At 69.1% G+C, this 14652-nt stretch carries 16 protein-coding genes; 6 read left to right on the top strand and 10 right to left on the bottom strand.

Features of this window, described 5'->3' with window-relative positions; genetic code table 11:
- Positions 1-47 precede the first annotated feature (47 nt).
- Positions 48-1241, top strand: a complete 1194-nt coding sequence (locus tag BLT19_RS09660) for an AI-2E family transporter (protein ID WP_091489192.1) — start codon at positions 48-50, stop codon at positions 1239-1241.
- Complete coding sequence (gene ilvA / locus BLT19_RS09665) at positions 1238-2464, top strand: threonine ammonia-lyase (RefSeq protein WP_091489194.1); 1227 nt, start codon at positions 1238-1240, stop codon at positions 2462-2464. Before BLT19_RS09660 ends, ilvA begins: the two co-directional genes overlap by 4 nt.
- On the opposite strand, the gene greA is transcribed toward ilvA, so the two are convergent.
- Both greA and BLT19_RS09675 read right to left on the bottom strand, forming a co-directional pair.
- Positions 2465-2956: a transcription elongation factor GreA gene (gene greA / locus BLT19_RS09670; protein ID WP_091489197.1), complete on the bottom strand. Its 492-nt coding sequence runs from the start codon at positions 2954-2956 to the stop codon at positions 2465-2467. It abuts the gene before it with no gap.
- Between the two features lie 128 nt (positions 2957-3084).
- Positions 3085-3477 (bottom strand): DUF4307 domain-containing protein, encoded by a 393-nt coding sequence (locus tag BLT19_RS09675; RefSeq protein WP_091489200.1) that lies wholly within the window; start codon positions 3475-3477, stop codon positions 3085-3087.
- Positions 3478-3568: 91 nt separating this feature from the next.
- Here BLT19_RS09675 and BLT19_RS09680 point away from each other — a divergent pair, with 91 nt between their 5' ends.
- Positions 3569-3859, top strand: a complete 291-nt coding sequence (locus BLT19_RS09680) for a hypothetical protein (RefSeq protein WP_091489203.1) — start codon at positions 3569-3571, stop codon at positions 3857-3859.
- 17 nt (positions 3860-3876) lie between these two features.
- Here BLT19_RS09680 and trhA read toward each other — a convergent pair whose 3' ends face one another.
- Complete coding sequence (trhA, locus tag BLT19_RS09685; protein WP_091493695.1) at positions 3877-4566, bottom strand: PAQR family membrane homeostasis protein TrhA; 690 nt, start codon at positions 4564-4566, stop codon at positions 3877-3879.
- A gap of 116 nt (positions 4567-4682) precedes the next feature.
- On the opposite strand from trhA, the gene BLT19_RS09690 reads away from it, so the two are divergent.
- The 3 genes from BLT19_RS09690 to BLT19_RS09700 all read left to right on the top strand — a co-directional run bounded on the left by BLT19_RS09690 (position 4683) and on the right by BLT19_RS09700 (position 8222).
- Complete coding sequence (locus BLT19_RS09690) at positions 4683-5462, top strand: isoprenyl transferase (RefSeq protein WP_091489206.1); 780 nt, start codon at positions 4683-4685, stop codon at positions 5460-5462.
- 51 nt (positions 5463-5513) lie between these two features.
- Positions 5514-6635 carry an aminotransferase class V-fold PLP-dependent enzyme gene (locus tag BLT19_RS09695; RefSeq protein ID WP_091489209.1) on the top strand — a complete coding sequence of 374 codons (1122 nt, stop codon included), beginning with the start codon at positions 5514-5516 and terminating at the stop codon, positions 6633-6635.
- A gap of 213 nt (positions 6636-6848) precedes the next feature.
- Positions 6849-8222: a PhoH family protein gene (locus BLT19_RS09700; RefSeq protein ID WP_091489211.1), complete on the top strand. Its 1374-nt coding sequence runs from the start codon at positions 6849-6851 to the stop codon at positions 8220-8222.
- A gap of 303 nt (positions 8223-8525) precedes the next feature.
- On the opposite strand, the gene BLT19_RS09705 is transcribed toward BLT19_RS09700, so the two are convergent.
- The 7 genes from BLT19_RS09705 to xseA are packed head-to-tail and all read right to left on the bottom strand — an operon-like array spanning position 8526 to position 14630.
- On the bottom strand, positions 8526-9182 hold the full coding sequence (locus tag BLT19_RS09705; RefSeq protein ID WP_091489214.1) for a response regulator transcription factor: 657 nt from the start codon (positions 9180-9182) through the stop codon (positions 8526-8528).
- Positions 9179-10273 (bottom strand): sensor histidine kinase, encoded by a 1095-nt coding sequence (locus BLT19_RS09710; RefSeq protein ID WP_231917596.1) that lies wholly within the window; start codon positions 10271-10273, stop codon positions 9179-9181. Before BLT19_RS09710 ends, BLT19_RS09705 begins: the two co-directional genes overlap by 4 nt.
- A gap of 47 nt (positions 10274-10320) precedes the next feature.
- Entirely contained in the window at positions 10321-11715 is a 1395-nt protein-coding gene (locus tag BLT19_RS09715) for a class II fumarate hydratase (RefSeq protein WP_091489217.1), read from the bottom strand.
- 30 nt (positions 11716-11745) lie between these two features.
- Positions 11746-12396: a carbonic anhydrase gene (locus BLT19_RS09720; RefSeq protein ID WP_091489220.1), complete on the bottom strand. Its 651-nt coding sequence runs from the start codon at positions 12394-12396 to the stop codon at positions 11746-11748.
- Entirely contained in the window at positions 12393-13040 is a 648-nt protein-coding gene (locus BLT19_RS09725) for a DUF4245 family protein (protein WP_091489222.1), read from the bottom strand. Before BLT19_RS09725 ends, BLT19_RS09720 begins: the two co-directional genes overlap by 4 nt.
- A gap of 14 nt (positions 13041-13054) precedes the next feature.
- On the bottom strand, positions 13055-13300 hold the full coding sequence (locus tag BLT19_RS09730; RefSeq protein ID WP_231917597.1) for an exodeoxyribonuclease VII small subunit: 246 nt from the start codon (positions 13298-13300) through the stop codon (positions 13055-13057).
- A gap of 10 nt (positions 13301-13310) precedes the next feature.
- Positions 13311-14630 (bottom strand): exodeoxyribonuclease VII large subunit, encoded by a 1320-nt coding sequence (gene xseA, locus BLT19_RS09735; protein ID WP_091489226.1) that lies wholly within the window; start codon positions 14628-14630, stop codon positions 13311-13313.
- Positions 14631-14652: the final 22 nt, after the last annotated feature.

The raw sequence follows: 14652 nt of genomic DNA on the forward strand, positions 1-14652 counted from the left end.
CAGCAGCTCCGACAGTCATCCGTGCGCCGCGACTCTAGACTGACAGGATGACCGGCCCCGACGAGAAGCCCAAGGGATCGATCTTCGACGCCCTGCGCGATCGCAGCCGTGTGGTCAGCTCGGAATTGTCCGGCACCGTCCCGCGCGGCCTGCGCGTCGCGACGGCGTATTCGTGGCGGTTCCTCGTGGTCGCGGCGGCGGTGGGCGTGCTCATCTGGTTGAACATCCAGTTGAAGCTGCTGGTGATCCCGCTGATGATCGCGATCCTGATCACCGCGCTGCTGTGGCCTGTTTTCGCCTGGATGCTGCGCCACCGCGTCCCCCGATGGCTGGCGATCACGATCTCGGTGATCGGGACGCTGGCGATCGTGTCGGGGCTGCTGTGGCTGGCGATCTGGCAGATCACCCGGCAGTACGCATCGGTGCAGACGCGGACGATCCAGGCGGTCTCGGAGTTCCGCGACTACCTCATCGCCGGGCCGCTGCACTTGACCGAGACCCAGATCGACGATCTGCTCGCCCAGCTGGGCCGGCTCGTGCAGGAACAGGGACAGCTGCTGTGGTCGGGCGCCCTCGCGATCGGCAGCACGCTCGGGCACGTCGGTGTCGGGGCGCTGCTGTCGCTGTTCATCCTGCTGTGCCTGCTCGCTGACGGCGGCGGCATCTGGCGCTGGGCCGTACGGCTGTTCCCCGAGCGGGCGCAGGTCCCGGTGGACGGCGCCGCGCGGGCAGGCTGGGTGATGGTCGTCAGCTACGCGCGCACACAGCTGCTGGTAGCCACCATCGACGCGATCGGCATCGGTCTCGGTGCGTTCTTCCTCGGTGTCCCGCTCGCGATCCCCGTGGCGGTCCTGGTGTTCCTCGGCGCATTCGTGCCGATCGTGGGCGCCGTGGTGACCGGCGCGCTGGCCGTCTTCCTCGCGCTCGTCTACAACGGGCCGCTGATCGCCCTGTGGATGCTCATCGTCGTCCTCGGCGTGCAGCAGCTGGAGGGCCACGTGCTGCAGCCGCTGCTGATGGGATCGGCCGTGAAGGTGCATCCGCTCGCCGTCGTCCTCGTCGTCGCGGGCGGCGCGATGATCGCCGGGATCCCCGGCGCGCTGTTCGCGGTGCCGCTCGCCGCCTTCGTGAACGTCGTCGCCGTGTATCTCGGCAATCGGTCGTGGGAGGGTGGAGCCCGTCCGCGCACCCGCGACCTGATCTGGACGACCGTGCCCCGTCCGAGGAGGACACCCGCGTGACCGATCCCACCCTGGCGGAGTTCGAGGACGCCGCCGCGTTCCTTCGCGGTGTCATCACCCGCACGCCCCTGGATGAGTCCCAGCATCTCTCGGAGCTGCTCGGAGTACCCGTGTACCTCAAGCTGGAGAACCTGCAGCGCACCGGCTCGTTCAAGATCCGCGGGGCCGCCTATCGCCTCTCACGGCTCACCGCCGAGGAGCGCGGCAGGGGAGTGGTCGCCGCGTCAGCGGGCAATCACGCCCAGGGTGTCGCGATGGCGGCGCAGGCGCTCGGCATCCCGGCAACGATCTTCATGCCGCTCGGCGTACCGGTCCCGAAACTCCTGGCCACCCGGGGCTACGGCGCGGAGGTCATCCTCGAGGGAGCGACCGTGGAGACACCATTGCGCCTGGCGGCGGAATTCGCCGAGCGTACCGGCGCCGTCCTCATCCACCCGTTCGACCACCGGGACATCATCGTCGGGCAGGGCACCCTCGGACTCGAGCTGATCGAGGACATCCCGGACGTGGACACCGTCATCATGGGGATCGGCGGCGGTGGGCTCATCGCCGGCGTCGCCGGCTCGCTGAAGGCGCGCGCCGCCGCAGCGGGCCGGACGATCCGCGTCATCGGCGTCCAGGCGGAGAACTCGGCCGCCTATCCCTCGTCACTGGCCGCTGGGGAGCCGCTCACCGTGGCGACGAAGCCCACGATCGCGGACGGCATCGCGGTCGCCAGGCCCGGCAACGTCCCGTTCGAGATGATCCGCGGCCTCGTCGACGAGGTCGTCACGGTCACCGACGATGACATCGCCCGAGCGCTGCTCATGCTGCTGGAACGGGCCAAGCAGGTCGTCGAGCCCGCCGGCGCGGTGGGCGTCGCGGCGATCCTCGCGGGCAAGGTCACCGCCTCTGGCCCGACGATCTCGGTCCTGTCCGGCGGGAACATCGACCCGCTGCTGCTGCAACGCGTCGTCGCGCACGGGCTGGCGGCATCCGGTCGCTACATGACGCTGCGCATTCCGCTGCCGGATCGCCCCGGTCAGCTCGCGCGCGTCTCCGAGCTGCTTGCCGAATCCGGTGCGAACGTGAACGAGGTGCTGCACACCCGGCACGGTCAGGGCCTGCAGATCAGCGAGGTGATCCTCCAGCTGAGCGTCGAGACACGTGGCGAGGATCACCGCGCTCATGTCATCGAGGTGCTCACGGCCGCGGGATTCACCCCGACGGTCGTGCTCGACTGATCAGCGGCCGGTGTAGGTCTCGACCTTGACGATCTCGACCGAGATCTCGCGGCCGTTCGGCGCGACGTACGACGTCGTCTCGCCTTCCTTCAAGCCCAGGATCGCCGAGCCCAGGGGTGACGCCTCGCTGTAGACGTCGAGCTCGGAGCCGACGCCGATCTCGCGGTTGCCGAGGAGGAACACCTCCTCACCACCGGCCACCACCGCGGTGACGACGGTGCCCGGCTCGACCACGCCGGTGCTCTCGGGCGCTTCGCTGACGGTGGCGGTCTTGAGCAGGCTCTGGAGGGTCCGGATGCGCGCCTCCTGCTTGCCCTGCTCGTCCTTGGCGGCGTGGTAGCCGCCGTTCTCCTTCAGGTCGCCCTCTTCGCGTGCCGACTCGATGCGCTTGGCGATCTCTTCGCGGCCGGTCGTGGACAGGTGCTCCAGCTCGGCGGCGAGCCGGTCGTACGCATCCTGGGTGAGGAATGTCACCGGGGCATCGTTTGACACGTCGGTCTCCTTCGTCGGCGGGCGGGCGGCGCGGCGATCCTGAGTGCACCGCGTGCGCCCGATGTGGTGGCGATCATGCCGAAACGCCCCGGCTCCGGCCAGGGCGTCTCACAGATGATCCGGTCAGACTACGTCACCCAGCAGGCGTTGACCAAACCGGTCGTCGCCGCCGAGACGGTCGGAATCGACTCGCGGAATGCCTGCGCATGGACCGCGGATGCCGGGATCTCCAGCACCTTCCAGCCCACGACGCCGTGCTCTTCGTCCTGCGCCTCCAGCACGCACGCGACCGAGCGTCCGGTCGGCGCGGTGATCTGGAAGGACAGCATCACGGTGCGCTCGTCCGTCACCTCGAAGCCCGTCGTGTCGACGTGGACGTCATCCAGAGCACCGGAGACCGTCATCCAGGCGTAGAGGGCGACCAGCACCGCGGCCACGGCGATGATGATGCCCAATGTCCACCGGCGGCGCGGTGAGCGCGTGCGCCCATAGCGCTCGTCGAGCATGTCCGGTGTGGTCATCGCGTCCCTGGTCGTACACGTCCTCGACGTGCGATCGTGAAGATTAGGCTGGTACTCCAGGCTATGCGCTGCGGCGCGGAACGAGGACACCATGCACGCTGCGTTCGCCGGCGCCGCGACGCCGACGCCCACGCCGGCAGTCGATCCGAACCTCGTCACACCGGGCCCATGGGGATTCGTCGTAATCGCCGTCCTCGCGCTGGTGGTCGTGGCGCTCATCTGGGACATGATGCGGCGCATCCGTCGTGGCCGCGTGCGAGCGGACATCACCGAGGAGCTGGATGCCGAGCAGCTCGCCCGGACGCAGGCTGAGGCCGCTGTCCGTGCCAGCGACGTCGACGACCAGGACATCGATCGGTCCCGGAGGCGCCCGCCCTCCTGATGCGGGCCGGACTCGGCTCAGCCGTGGAAGGCCGGGTGCAGTGCGATCAGCAGGCACGCGGTCCAATGGCAGAGGAATGCCAGCACCGTGCACACGTGGAAGATCTCGTGGAATCCGAAGTGCCCCGGCCACGGGTTCGGTCGCTTGAGCGCGTAGATGACCGCGCCGCCGGTGTAGAGCAGGCCGCCGATGATGACCAGGATCATCATGGCCGCGTTCGCCTGGAAGAGGTCGATCATGTACATCACGGCCGCCCAGCCCAGGACCAGGTACAGCGCGACGTACAGCCAACGCGGGGCATCGATCCAGAAGACGCGGAACAGGATCCCCAGGATGGCTCCACCCCACACGAGCGAGAGCAGGATGATCGTCTTGTCCGTCGGCAGTGCGAGCACCGCGATGGGGGTGTAGGTGCCGGCGATCAGCAGGAGGATGTTCGCATGGTCGATGCGCTTGAGCACCGCGTGCGTGCGCGGACTCCAGTCGAACCGGTGGTACAGCGCCGAGTTGCCGAACAGCAACAGGGATGTCGCCATGAACACCGCGCACGCCCATTTCGCGGCGGTGCCCTGGGCGAGCACGATCAACACCACCCCGGCCACGATCGCGACCGGGAACGTCGCCGCGTGGATCCAGCCGCGCCACGTCGGGCGGAAATCGACCTGCGCATCGACGGCCGCGGCTTCGATCAGCGGCAGCTGCGGCATGGCCGCGCCGTCGTCGGCGGGTGCTGCGGCTCTCATGCGGCGGGTCACGGACCGAGCCTACGCTCGCGCGCATGCCCGGGACGGCACGCGTGTCGCACCGGCGGTAGCGTAGGGATGTGAGTGCGAGCAGCGACGGGAGAGGACCGCTCTACCGGCTGTACATCAACCGACTGCGGCGTCAGCTCGAATCCGCGCCCGTCCCGCGCCACGTTGCCATGATGATCGACGGGAACCGGCGCTGGGCCAGGCAGCTGGGCTACGACTCCGCGGCGCACGGACACCGTGCCGGGGCTGCCAAGATGCGCGAGTTCCTCGAATGGTGCGACGACGTCGGAGTGCGGGTCGTCTCGCTGTACCTGCTCTCGAACGACAATCTGCGCAAGCGCGACTCCCAGGAGCTGTCGGATCTCATCGAGATCATCGCCGAACTCGCGGAGGAGCTCTCGCACGAGCGTGACTGGCGCGTGCAGCACATGGGCCGTGCGCATCTGCTGCCGCCCGATCTTGCGCGCGTGCTCGCCGATGCGGAGACGCGGACGAAGGATCGCACCGGCCTCCACGTGAACCTGGCCGTCGGCTACGGCGGTCGGGGCGAGATCGTGGACGCGGTGCGCAGCATCATCGCGCAGCACGATCAGGACGGCGGCTCGCTGGAGGCCCTCGCAGCCAGCCTCACCCCCGAGCAGATCGGCGAGCACCTGTACACGGGCGGCCAGCCGGATCCGGATCTGGTGATCCGCACTTCGGGGGAGCAGCGCCTGAGCGACTTCCTGCTGTGGCAGTCGGCGCATTCCGAGTTCTACTTCGTCGAAGCGCTGGGACCCGACCTTCGCGAGGTGGACTTCCTGCGCGCGATCCGCGACTACGCGACGAGGGACCGCCGTTACGGCAGCTGAGGGCGACGCCGGGCTCGAGCCGCGGCATCGCCCAGCATGCCAGAATGAACCGTGATCGACGTCGAGAGCTTCCAGGCATCCTTCGACGGGGAGCCCGGATACCTCGACTGGGCGGCGTTCGGCCCTCTCTCACCGGGTGTCCGCAGCGAGGTCCACGCCGATGCGGAGCTGCTGGGCACCGGCCGTCGGGCCGGCATCGAACTGGTGGGCGAGCACATCCTCGAGGCCCGCGAGCTGGCGGCCGAGCTGATCGGCGCGACGGCCGATTCCGTGGTCCTGCAGCCCTCGACCACCTACGGTCTCATGCATGCGCTGTTCGGGCTCGCCGGCGGTCTGATGCTCTCGCGCGCCGACTTCCCGAGTCTCACGGTGACCGCCGCCCGCGCGGCCGATGCGCTCGGCTCGATGGACCTGCATTGGCTGGATCCGACCGACGGGTTCGTCACACCGGAACTCGTCCGCGAGTCGCTCACCGATGACACCACGGCGGTCGCGGTGAGCCTCGTCGATTCCCGCACCGGTTTCCGCGCGGACCTGCCGGCGCTGCGGGACGTGATCGGCGACCGGATGCTGGTGGTCGACGCCATTCAGGGCTTCGGGGTCGTCGACGCCGACTACACGGCGGCCGACGTCGTCTGTGCCAACGGGTACAAGTGGTTGCGCGCCGGTCGCGGCACGGGATTCTCGTGGTTCAGCGAGCGTGCGCTCGAGCGCATCCATCCGGTGCTGTCCGGGTGGGCCGGGACCGAGGAGGGGCTTCCGATGGATGCCGTGCCGCCGCCGGCCCCGTCGGCGCAGGCGTTCTCGGTGACCGCGCCCGATGCCCTGGCGGTGGCGCGGCTGGCCACCGGACTCCGGGAGGTACGTGATGTTGGCGTCGCCCGCATCGAGCGGGAGGTCCTGGCCCGCGCGCAGGATGTGATGTTCTTCGCCGACCGCTACGGCGTCCCGATCCTCACGCCGCGCGAGCCGGAGCACCACGCGGGCATCGTGACGCTGGCGCCGCCGGCGCACGACACCGGGCCGCTGGCCGCGTCGCTGGCCAACCACGGCATCAGCGTCACCGTACGCGGCGGGCAGATCCGCGTCTCCCCCCACGTCGGGACCGGGGCCGACACGCTCCGCCTGTTCGGCGATGCACTGGCGTCCTTCGCGTCCGCGCGGGCGTGGTGACCGGTCGGGATCGACCGTCGCCGGCGTCCGGTCGGCGGGAATTCACCAACCCGTAACATCGGCCAGCGTGTCGGTAACGTGCGTGTCGGTCGGCGGTCGTAGCTTCGACTCATCGGGCAAGGCGCCCGGTCGGGTCGGCCTTTCGGATCGCGACTCGGAACCAATGGTCGACTCGGGACTGCCGGGCTCACACGCCCGGGGCGGGAGTGGGTTGTGACCACACGAGCACCTCAGAAGCAGAACCGTCAGGACGCCGAGAGTCTTTCGGACTTCGACGACACGCTCGAGCAGGATCAGATCCTGCAGACGTACGTCCTGGACACGTCGGTCCTGCTGAGCGATCCGCGGGCGTACTTCCGCTTCGCCGAGCACAACGTCGTCATCCCGGTGGTGGTGGTGACCGAACTCGAGGGCAAACGCCACGATCCCGAGATCGGCTACTTCGCCCGCCAGGCGCTGCGCCACCTCGACGAGCTCCGCGTCGAGCACGGCCGGCTGGACTTCCCGGTCCCCGTCGGCGAGGGCGGCACGCTCCGCGTCGAGCTGAACAACACCGACCCCGGCGTGCTGCCCTCCGGCATGCGTCTGGGTGACAACGATTCGCGGATCCTCGCGGTCGCGATGCACCTCGCTCAGGACGGGCAGGAGGTCACGGTCGTCTCCAAGGACCTGCCGATGCGCGTCAAGGCCGCATCGCTGGGCATCACGGCCGAGGAGTACCTCGCCGAGCAGGCTGTCGATTCCGGCTGGACAGGCATCGCGACGATCGACGTGTCCGGAGACGACATCAGCGACCTCTACGAGAGCGAGGTGGCCTCCAGCGCCGATGTGCTCGGGCTGCCGATCAATACCGGGCTCATCATCCACTCCGAGCGCGGTTCGGCGCTGGGCCGCGTCACCGGCGACGGGGAGTTCCGGCTCGTCCGCGGCGACCGCGAGGTCTTCGGTCTGCACGGGCGTTCCGCCGAACAGCGGGTGGCGATCGATCTCCTGCTGGATCCGGAGGTCGGGATCGTCTCGCTCGGCGGCCGGGCCGGCACCGGCAAGTCGGCGCTGGCGCTGTGCGCCGGGCTCGAGTCGGTGCTCGAGCGCCAGCAGCAGCGCAAGATCATCGTGTTCCGCCCTCTGTTCGCCGTCGGCGGGCAGGAGCTCGGATACCTCCCCGGCGACCAGGGCGAGAAGATGGGACCCTGGGGTCAGGCGGTGTTCGACACGCTGGGTTCGGTGGTCTCGGGCAACGTCGTCGAGGAGGTCATCGAGCGCGGGCTGCTCGAAGTCCTTCCTCTCACCCATATCCGTGGGCGCTCGCTGCACGACGCCTTCGTGATCGTCGATGAGGCGCAGTCACTGGAGCGCAACGTGCTGCTGACGGTGCTCAGCCGGATGGGACAGAACTCCAGGGTCGTCCTCACCCATGATGTCGGGCAGCGCGACAACCTGCGCGTCGGGCGACACGACGGCGTCGCCTCGGTCATCGAGACCCTCAAGGGTCACGACCTGTTCGGGCATGTCACGCTGATGCGCTCCGAGCGCTCGGCCATCGCCGCGCTGGTGACCGAACTGCTCGAGGCCGGCGAACTGGCCTGACGGGCATCTGCACGAACCGAGGGGCCGGGATGCAGCATCCCGGCCCCTCGGTTCTTGATCTGAGTATGAGAAGAGTCTCATGCAGAAAGCCGATCCAGGCCGTGGACGTCTGCGACCATAGAGGAGACGCAAGTTCGGTGGCGTCCCCACAAACTCCGTTCCGTCGCTTCTGCCGCGGACCGGATAGAGAAGAGAGACCGATCGCAGGTCCCCCCAGGCTGCGCGATCGATCGGTCGGCTTCCCCAGCCAGACCTCTCCCAGCCCCCGATGTCCCCCAGCATCGGGGGCTTCTTCTCGTCCGGCTACTCCCAGCGGTAGCCGGCGCCGCGCACCGTGATGATGTGGTGCACCCCCAGCTTCCCGCGCAGGTAGCGCACGTAGACATCGACGACGTTCGAACCCGGGTCGAAGTCCATCCCCCAGACGCGGCTCAGCAATTGCTCGCGGCTGAGCACGTGCCCCGGGCTGCGCAGGAACTGCTCGGCGAGTGCGAACTCGCGCGCCGACAGCTCCACCTCACGACCGCCCACCGTGGCGCGGCGGCCGAGGATGTCCAGCACGACATCGCCCGACGTGATCGCGATGCCCACCGGGGTGGCGCTCTCGCGCAGGCGGGAACGGACGCGGGCGAGGAGCTCTTCGAACGTGAAGGGCTTCGGGACGTAGTCATTGGCACCTGCCTCGAGTCCCTCGACCGTGTCGCGTGTGCTCGAGCGCGCGGTGAGCATGATGACCGGGACCGCGGATCCCTGCGCGCGCAGTTGGCGGAGCACCTCGAAGCCGTCCATGCTCGGAAGGCCCACATCCAGCAGGACGAGGTCGATGCCGCCGCCGAGCGCCCGCTCCAGCCCTTCCAGCCCGTCATCCACCAGGACGGTCTCGTACCCGGCCGATGCCAGGCCGCGACTGACGAACTCGGCGATGCGCGATTCGTCTTCGACGATCAGCACGGTGGTCATTCGGATGCCTCGCGCTGGAAGACCACGTCGCCCGCGCGCACCGGTGCCGGCAGCTCCGAAGTGGGCAGAGGCAGGTAGATCGTGAACGTCGCGCCACCGCCCGGGGTGTCCGTGACCGCGCACTGGCCACCATGGGCTTTGGCGATCGTGTCCACGATCGCGAGCCCGAGACCCGAGCCGCCGACGGAGCGCTTGCCCTGCGCCCGGTCGAACCGTCGGAAGATCCGATGCCTGAATGCCGGGGGGATGCCGGGACCGTGGTCGCGAACCCACAGCTGGGCTCCGGCTGCATCCAGCGAGCTGCCGATCACGATCGGCGAGCCGGTCGGGGTGTACTTCGACGCGTTGTCGGCCAGCTGCAGCCAGGCCTGCAGCAGACGATCGTTGTCGCCCGGGATGCGTCCGTGCGCGCGGGACTCGACGCGCCAGGTGTGGCCGGGGATGACGGCGACGAGCTCGCCGACCCGCGCCGTGAGCGCGTCCAGGTCGACGTCCACGAAGGTGAAGCCGTCGCCTTCGACGGTGGCCAGCAGGTCGATGTCGTCGACGAGACGCGTCATGCGATCGAGTTCGGCGATGCTGATCTCCCGGGCGACCGACACGTCGACGGAATCGGACGCATCCATCATCTCGAGGTGCCCGCGGACGATCGTGATCGGGGTCTTGAGCTCGTGACGGACGTCGTCCAGGAGCTGGCGCTGCACGTCGACCGAGCCCTCCAGCCGGTCGAGCATCGAGTTGACCGTCCGGCTGAGGTCGGAGATGTCGTCGTTGCCTTCCGGTGACAGCCTCGGCGACAGGTCGACCAGCGTGATCGAATCCGCAGCGTCGCGCAGATCGCGGATCGGCGAGAGCAGACGCCCGGCGACGAACCACCCGACCACGCCGATCGCGGCCAGCACCGCGATCGCCGCGACCCAGTAGGTCGTGACGGCAGCCGTCACCGGATCGAGCTCGGCGCCGATGTCGACCGCGCGGATGTAGACGAGGAAGGTGACGCTGCCCACGATCGTGAGTCCGATCGCCGCGACGGCGAGGATCGCGCTCAGGATCCGAGCGCGCGCCGAGATCTGCCGGGCACTTCGCGTCACCCCCTGATTATGTCCCTCAGGTGGCCGGGATGCGATGATTCGCCCGATCAGCCGGGATGCGTCATGGAGAGCAGATCGAGCTTCTCGTCCAGCTGCTCCAGTGTCAGCTCGCCGCGCTCGACGTAGCCGAGGTCGAGCACGGCCTCGCGGACCGTGATCCCCTTGGCGACCGAGTGCTTCGCGATCTTCGCCGCCGCCTCGTAGCCGATGAGCTTGTTGAGGGGCGTCACGATCGAGGGCGACATGCCTGCCAGCGCCGAAGTGCGCTCGATGTTCGCTTCGAGACCGTCGACGGTCTTGTCGGCCAGCAGGCGCGAGACATTGGCCAGCAGCTCGATCGACTCCAGCAGCGCTGAGCCCATCACCGGAATCGCGACGTTCAGCTCGAACGATCCCGATGCGCCCGCCCACGCGATCGTGGCGTCGTTGCCGATGACCCGGGCGCAGACCATGAGGGTCGCCTCCGGGACGACGGGGTTTACCTTGCCGGGCATGATCGACGAGCCCGGCTGCAGGTCGGGGATGTGCAGTTCGCCCAGACCGGTGTTCGGGCCGGAACCCATCCAGCGGATGTCGTTGTTGATCTTGGTGAGCGAGACGGCGATGGTGCGAAGGGCGCCGGATGCCTCGACCAGCGCGTCGCGGTTCGCCTGCGCCTCGAAGTGGTCCTTGGCCTCGGTGATGGGCAGCTCGGTGTCTTCGACGATGAGTGCGAGCACCTTCTGCGGGAAACCGAGCGGCGTGTTGATGCCGGTGCCCACCGCGGTGCCGCCGAGGGGCACCTCCGCGACCCGCGGGAGGACGGCCTGGACGCGTTCGATCCCGAGGCGGATCTGGCGCGCGTACCCGCCGAACTCCTGACCGAGTGTCACCGGAGTCGCGTCCATCAGGTGGGTGCGACCGGACTTGACGACCGACTTCCACGCGTCCGCCTTCGCCTCGAAGGCGACCGCGAGGTGATCCAGCGCCGGGATCAGGTCGTCGATGAGCTCCTGCGTCACCGCGATGTGCACCGATGTGGGGAAGACGTCGTTCGAGGACTGCGACGCGTTCACATGGTCGTTCGGGTGGACGGTGGAGCCGAGGTCCGCGGTGGCGAGCGTGGCCAGCACCTCGTTCATGTTCATGTTCGACGAGGTGCCGCTGCCGGTCTGGTACACGTCGATCGGGAACTGGTCGACGAATTCGCCCGCGATGATGCGGTCGGCAGCGCGGGAGATCGCGTCGGCGATCGAGGCGTCGAGGGTACCGAGGTCCTTGTTCGCCAGAGCGGCCGCCTTCTTGATCCGCGCGAGCGCGACGATCTGGGCCGGCTCGAGCGGGTCGCCCGAGATCGGAAAGTTCTCCACGGCACGTTGCGTCTGCGCGGCGTACAGGGCGTCCTTGGGAACGCGCACCTCGCCCATCGTGTCGTGTTCGATGCGGTACTCGATGTCGGTCACGTCTTCGTTCCTCCAGATTGCGGGTCGTGCTCAGGCGTCGTTGCGGATGCCCAGGATGATGTCGGGGACGGCGGTCCCCTCGGAGAGGCGGTAGTTGGCGCCGACGATGCCGACGCGTCCCTCGGCCACTGCATCGCTGATCAGCTCGGATGAGTGCAGCAGCTCGGAGACCGTGTCGCGCAGATGCTCGCGGCCGACCTCGAGCGCATCGACGCGACCCGCGGGGACACCGTCCACGATGCCGGCGCGGATCACGCGGCGCACGGCCGGAACGATCGGGGCGATCTGCCGCCAGATGTGCGGGGGGAGCGTCGGAGCATCCAGCTGGGTGCTCTCGATCGCGGCATTCACCGCTCCGCACTCGTCGTGGCCCAGGACGACGATCAACGGCACGCCCAGGACGGCCACGGCGTACTCGAGGCTGCCCACCACGGAGTCGGAGATCACCTGGCCCGCATTGCGGACCACGAACAGGTCGCCCAGGCCCTCGTCGAAGATGATCTCGGCGGCCAGGCGCGAGTCCGAGCAGCCGAACAGCGCCGCCCGAGGCCGTTGGCCCGAGGCGAGTTCGTGCCGGCGCTCCACGTCCTGCCGTGGGTGACTAGGCGCTCCGGCGACGAAACGCTCGTTGCCGTGACGCATCTCGTCCCAGACCGCCTGGGGCGTGGCATCCTCACTCATTCGGACTCCTCGCGAATCTCCAGCACCTGCGCGGCCACCGACGCGGCCACCTCGTCGAGCTTGGCGTCTCCGGCCTGCCCGTAGATGAGGATCGTGTCCGCGCCGGCGGTCGTCGACAGTGCGACGGACACGTTCGCCGCGCGCGCCGGATCCACGTCGTAGCGGTCCCACAAGACGCCGCCGATCGTCTCCGTCCCCTGCACGCCGGCACCGGAGAGGACCCGAGCGGGCCATGACTCGTCCGCCGCGAATCCCTGCGCCACGCGCAGGAAGCCACGCTCGTTCTCGTCGGAGGGGGCGTAGACGATCGTCCAGGTGCGAACCGAGTCGTCGCCGTCGATGCCCGCGCGGTTCACCAACCAGCTTTCGGGGGTCTCCGGTGCCACGACGGCATGCCCTTCCGAGCGTTCGACCTGCGCGGCGATCCTCGCCACATCGATGGGCTCGGCGGCCGGCGGCGTGCCGCGAGGCACCCCGAAGATGATCACCGCGACTACGACGAGGGTCACCAGCAGCGCCGCCACGAGGTTGCGCGTGTTCTGGCTCGCGCGGTGGACGCGGGATGACTCGGCCTTGCGCGCGGCCGTCTCGTCGGGGGTCTCGGGGCGACCGAGCTCGGCGACGATCCGCGGTGTCTGCGCCACCTAGACCGCCTCGCTCACGGGGTGGCCGTCTCTGGGGTGTCGGCGGCGCTTGCTCGAGCCGCATCGAGGCGGCGCTTGGCGCCCCTCAGCCACTCCTCGCAGCGCTCGGCCAGCGCTTCACCGCGTTCCCAAAGGGCGAGGGAGTGCTCCAGGGTGGGGGCGCCCTGCTCGAGTTCGGCGACGACGCGCACAAGTTCGTCGCGCGCCTGTTCGAACGACAGGCTCGCCACATCGGCTGTGCCCAGGCTCTTCTCGCTCACGGTTTCCATCCTAGATCCGCTCCGAGCTCGTCCTCGGCTCGGCTGCCGCCTCACCGGAGTCCTCGGAGACCTGCCCGTCAGACCGCGCCGCGAAGGATCCCCGGCCGACGGTGACGATGACCGGCGCCCCGGCCGGGGCCTGCGCCGCATCGCGCACGATCACACCCTCGGCCAGGTGCGCGATCGCATAGCCGCGCGCCAGCGTCGAGGCCGGTGACAGGGTCCGCAGCGCGGTACGAAGCTCGGCGGCGCGCTGGGACTGGGACTCGATCCGGCGGTCGATCGTGTCGCGGCCGCGGGTGACCAGCATCCACAGCTGCTGTGCACGGGAATCGAGCATGCTCTCCGGCGAACGCAGCGCCGGGCGGGAGCGCAGCTGCTCCAGCTGCGCGATGTCATGTCCGACGCGCTGGGTCAGGCGGCTCGTGAGCCGGGACCGCAGCTGCGCGACCACGGCGCGCTGCTCGGCGACATCCGGCACGATCCGCTTCGCGGCGTCTGTCGGAGTGGAGGCGCGCAGGTCGGCGACATCGTCCAGGAGGGGGTGGTCGTTCTCGTGGCCGATGGCGCTGACGATCGGGGTGGATGCTGCGGCGACGGCGCGCAGCAGCCGCTCGTCGCTGAAGCCGAGCAGATGCTGCGGGTCACCGCCGCCCCGGGCGATGACGATGACGTCGACGGCAGGATCGGCATCCAGCGCCTTGAGCGCACCGATCGTCTCCGGCACGCACCGGTCGCCCTGGACCGATGCGTACGCGGTGCGGAATCGCACCTGCGGCCAGCGGAGCTCGGCGTTGCGGCGCACATCCTTCTCGGCGTCGGACTTCTCTCCGGTGATCAACCCGATGACCTGCGGAAGGAACGGGATGGCCCGCTTGCGCCGCGGATCGAAGAGTCCTTCGGCGCGCAGCTTCGCGCGCAGGCGTTCCAGTTTCTCGAGCTGATCGCCCAGCCCCACGTGGCGCATGCTCGAAACCGCGAAGCTGAAGTCGCCGCTCTTGGGGAAGTAGTCCGCCTTGACCGAGGCGATGACGTGATCGCCGACCCGCAGGTCGTCCGGGAGTCGCTGCAGCGTGCTCGACCAGATCCGGAACGAGATGGTGGCGTCGGTGCTGAGGTCCTTCAGCCGACCGAACACGTTGCCGCTGCGCACGTTCCACGAGGTGATCTCGCCTTCGACCCAGACCGATCCCCACGTCTCGATGAACCCGCGGATCGTGTCGTTCAGGCGCGCCACCGAAGTCGGCGCCTGCGCTGTCGAGTCGCGCGGTCGCACCGAATCGGGCGGGGGTGGCTGCCCGGGTACGGACTCGGCCTGGAAGGTCGTCATCCGGTCCTCTCGTCTGCTCGGT

Origin of the sequence: Microbacterium pygmaeum (genome assembly GCF_900100885.1) — a bacterium.
Taxonomy (GTDB): Bacteria; Actinomycetota; Actinomycetes; order Actinomycetales; family Microbacteriaceae; genus Microbacterium; species Microbacterium pygmaeum.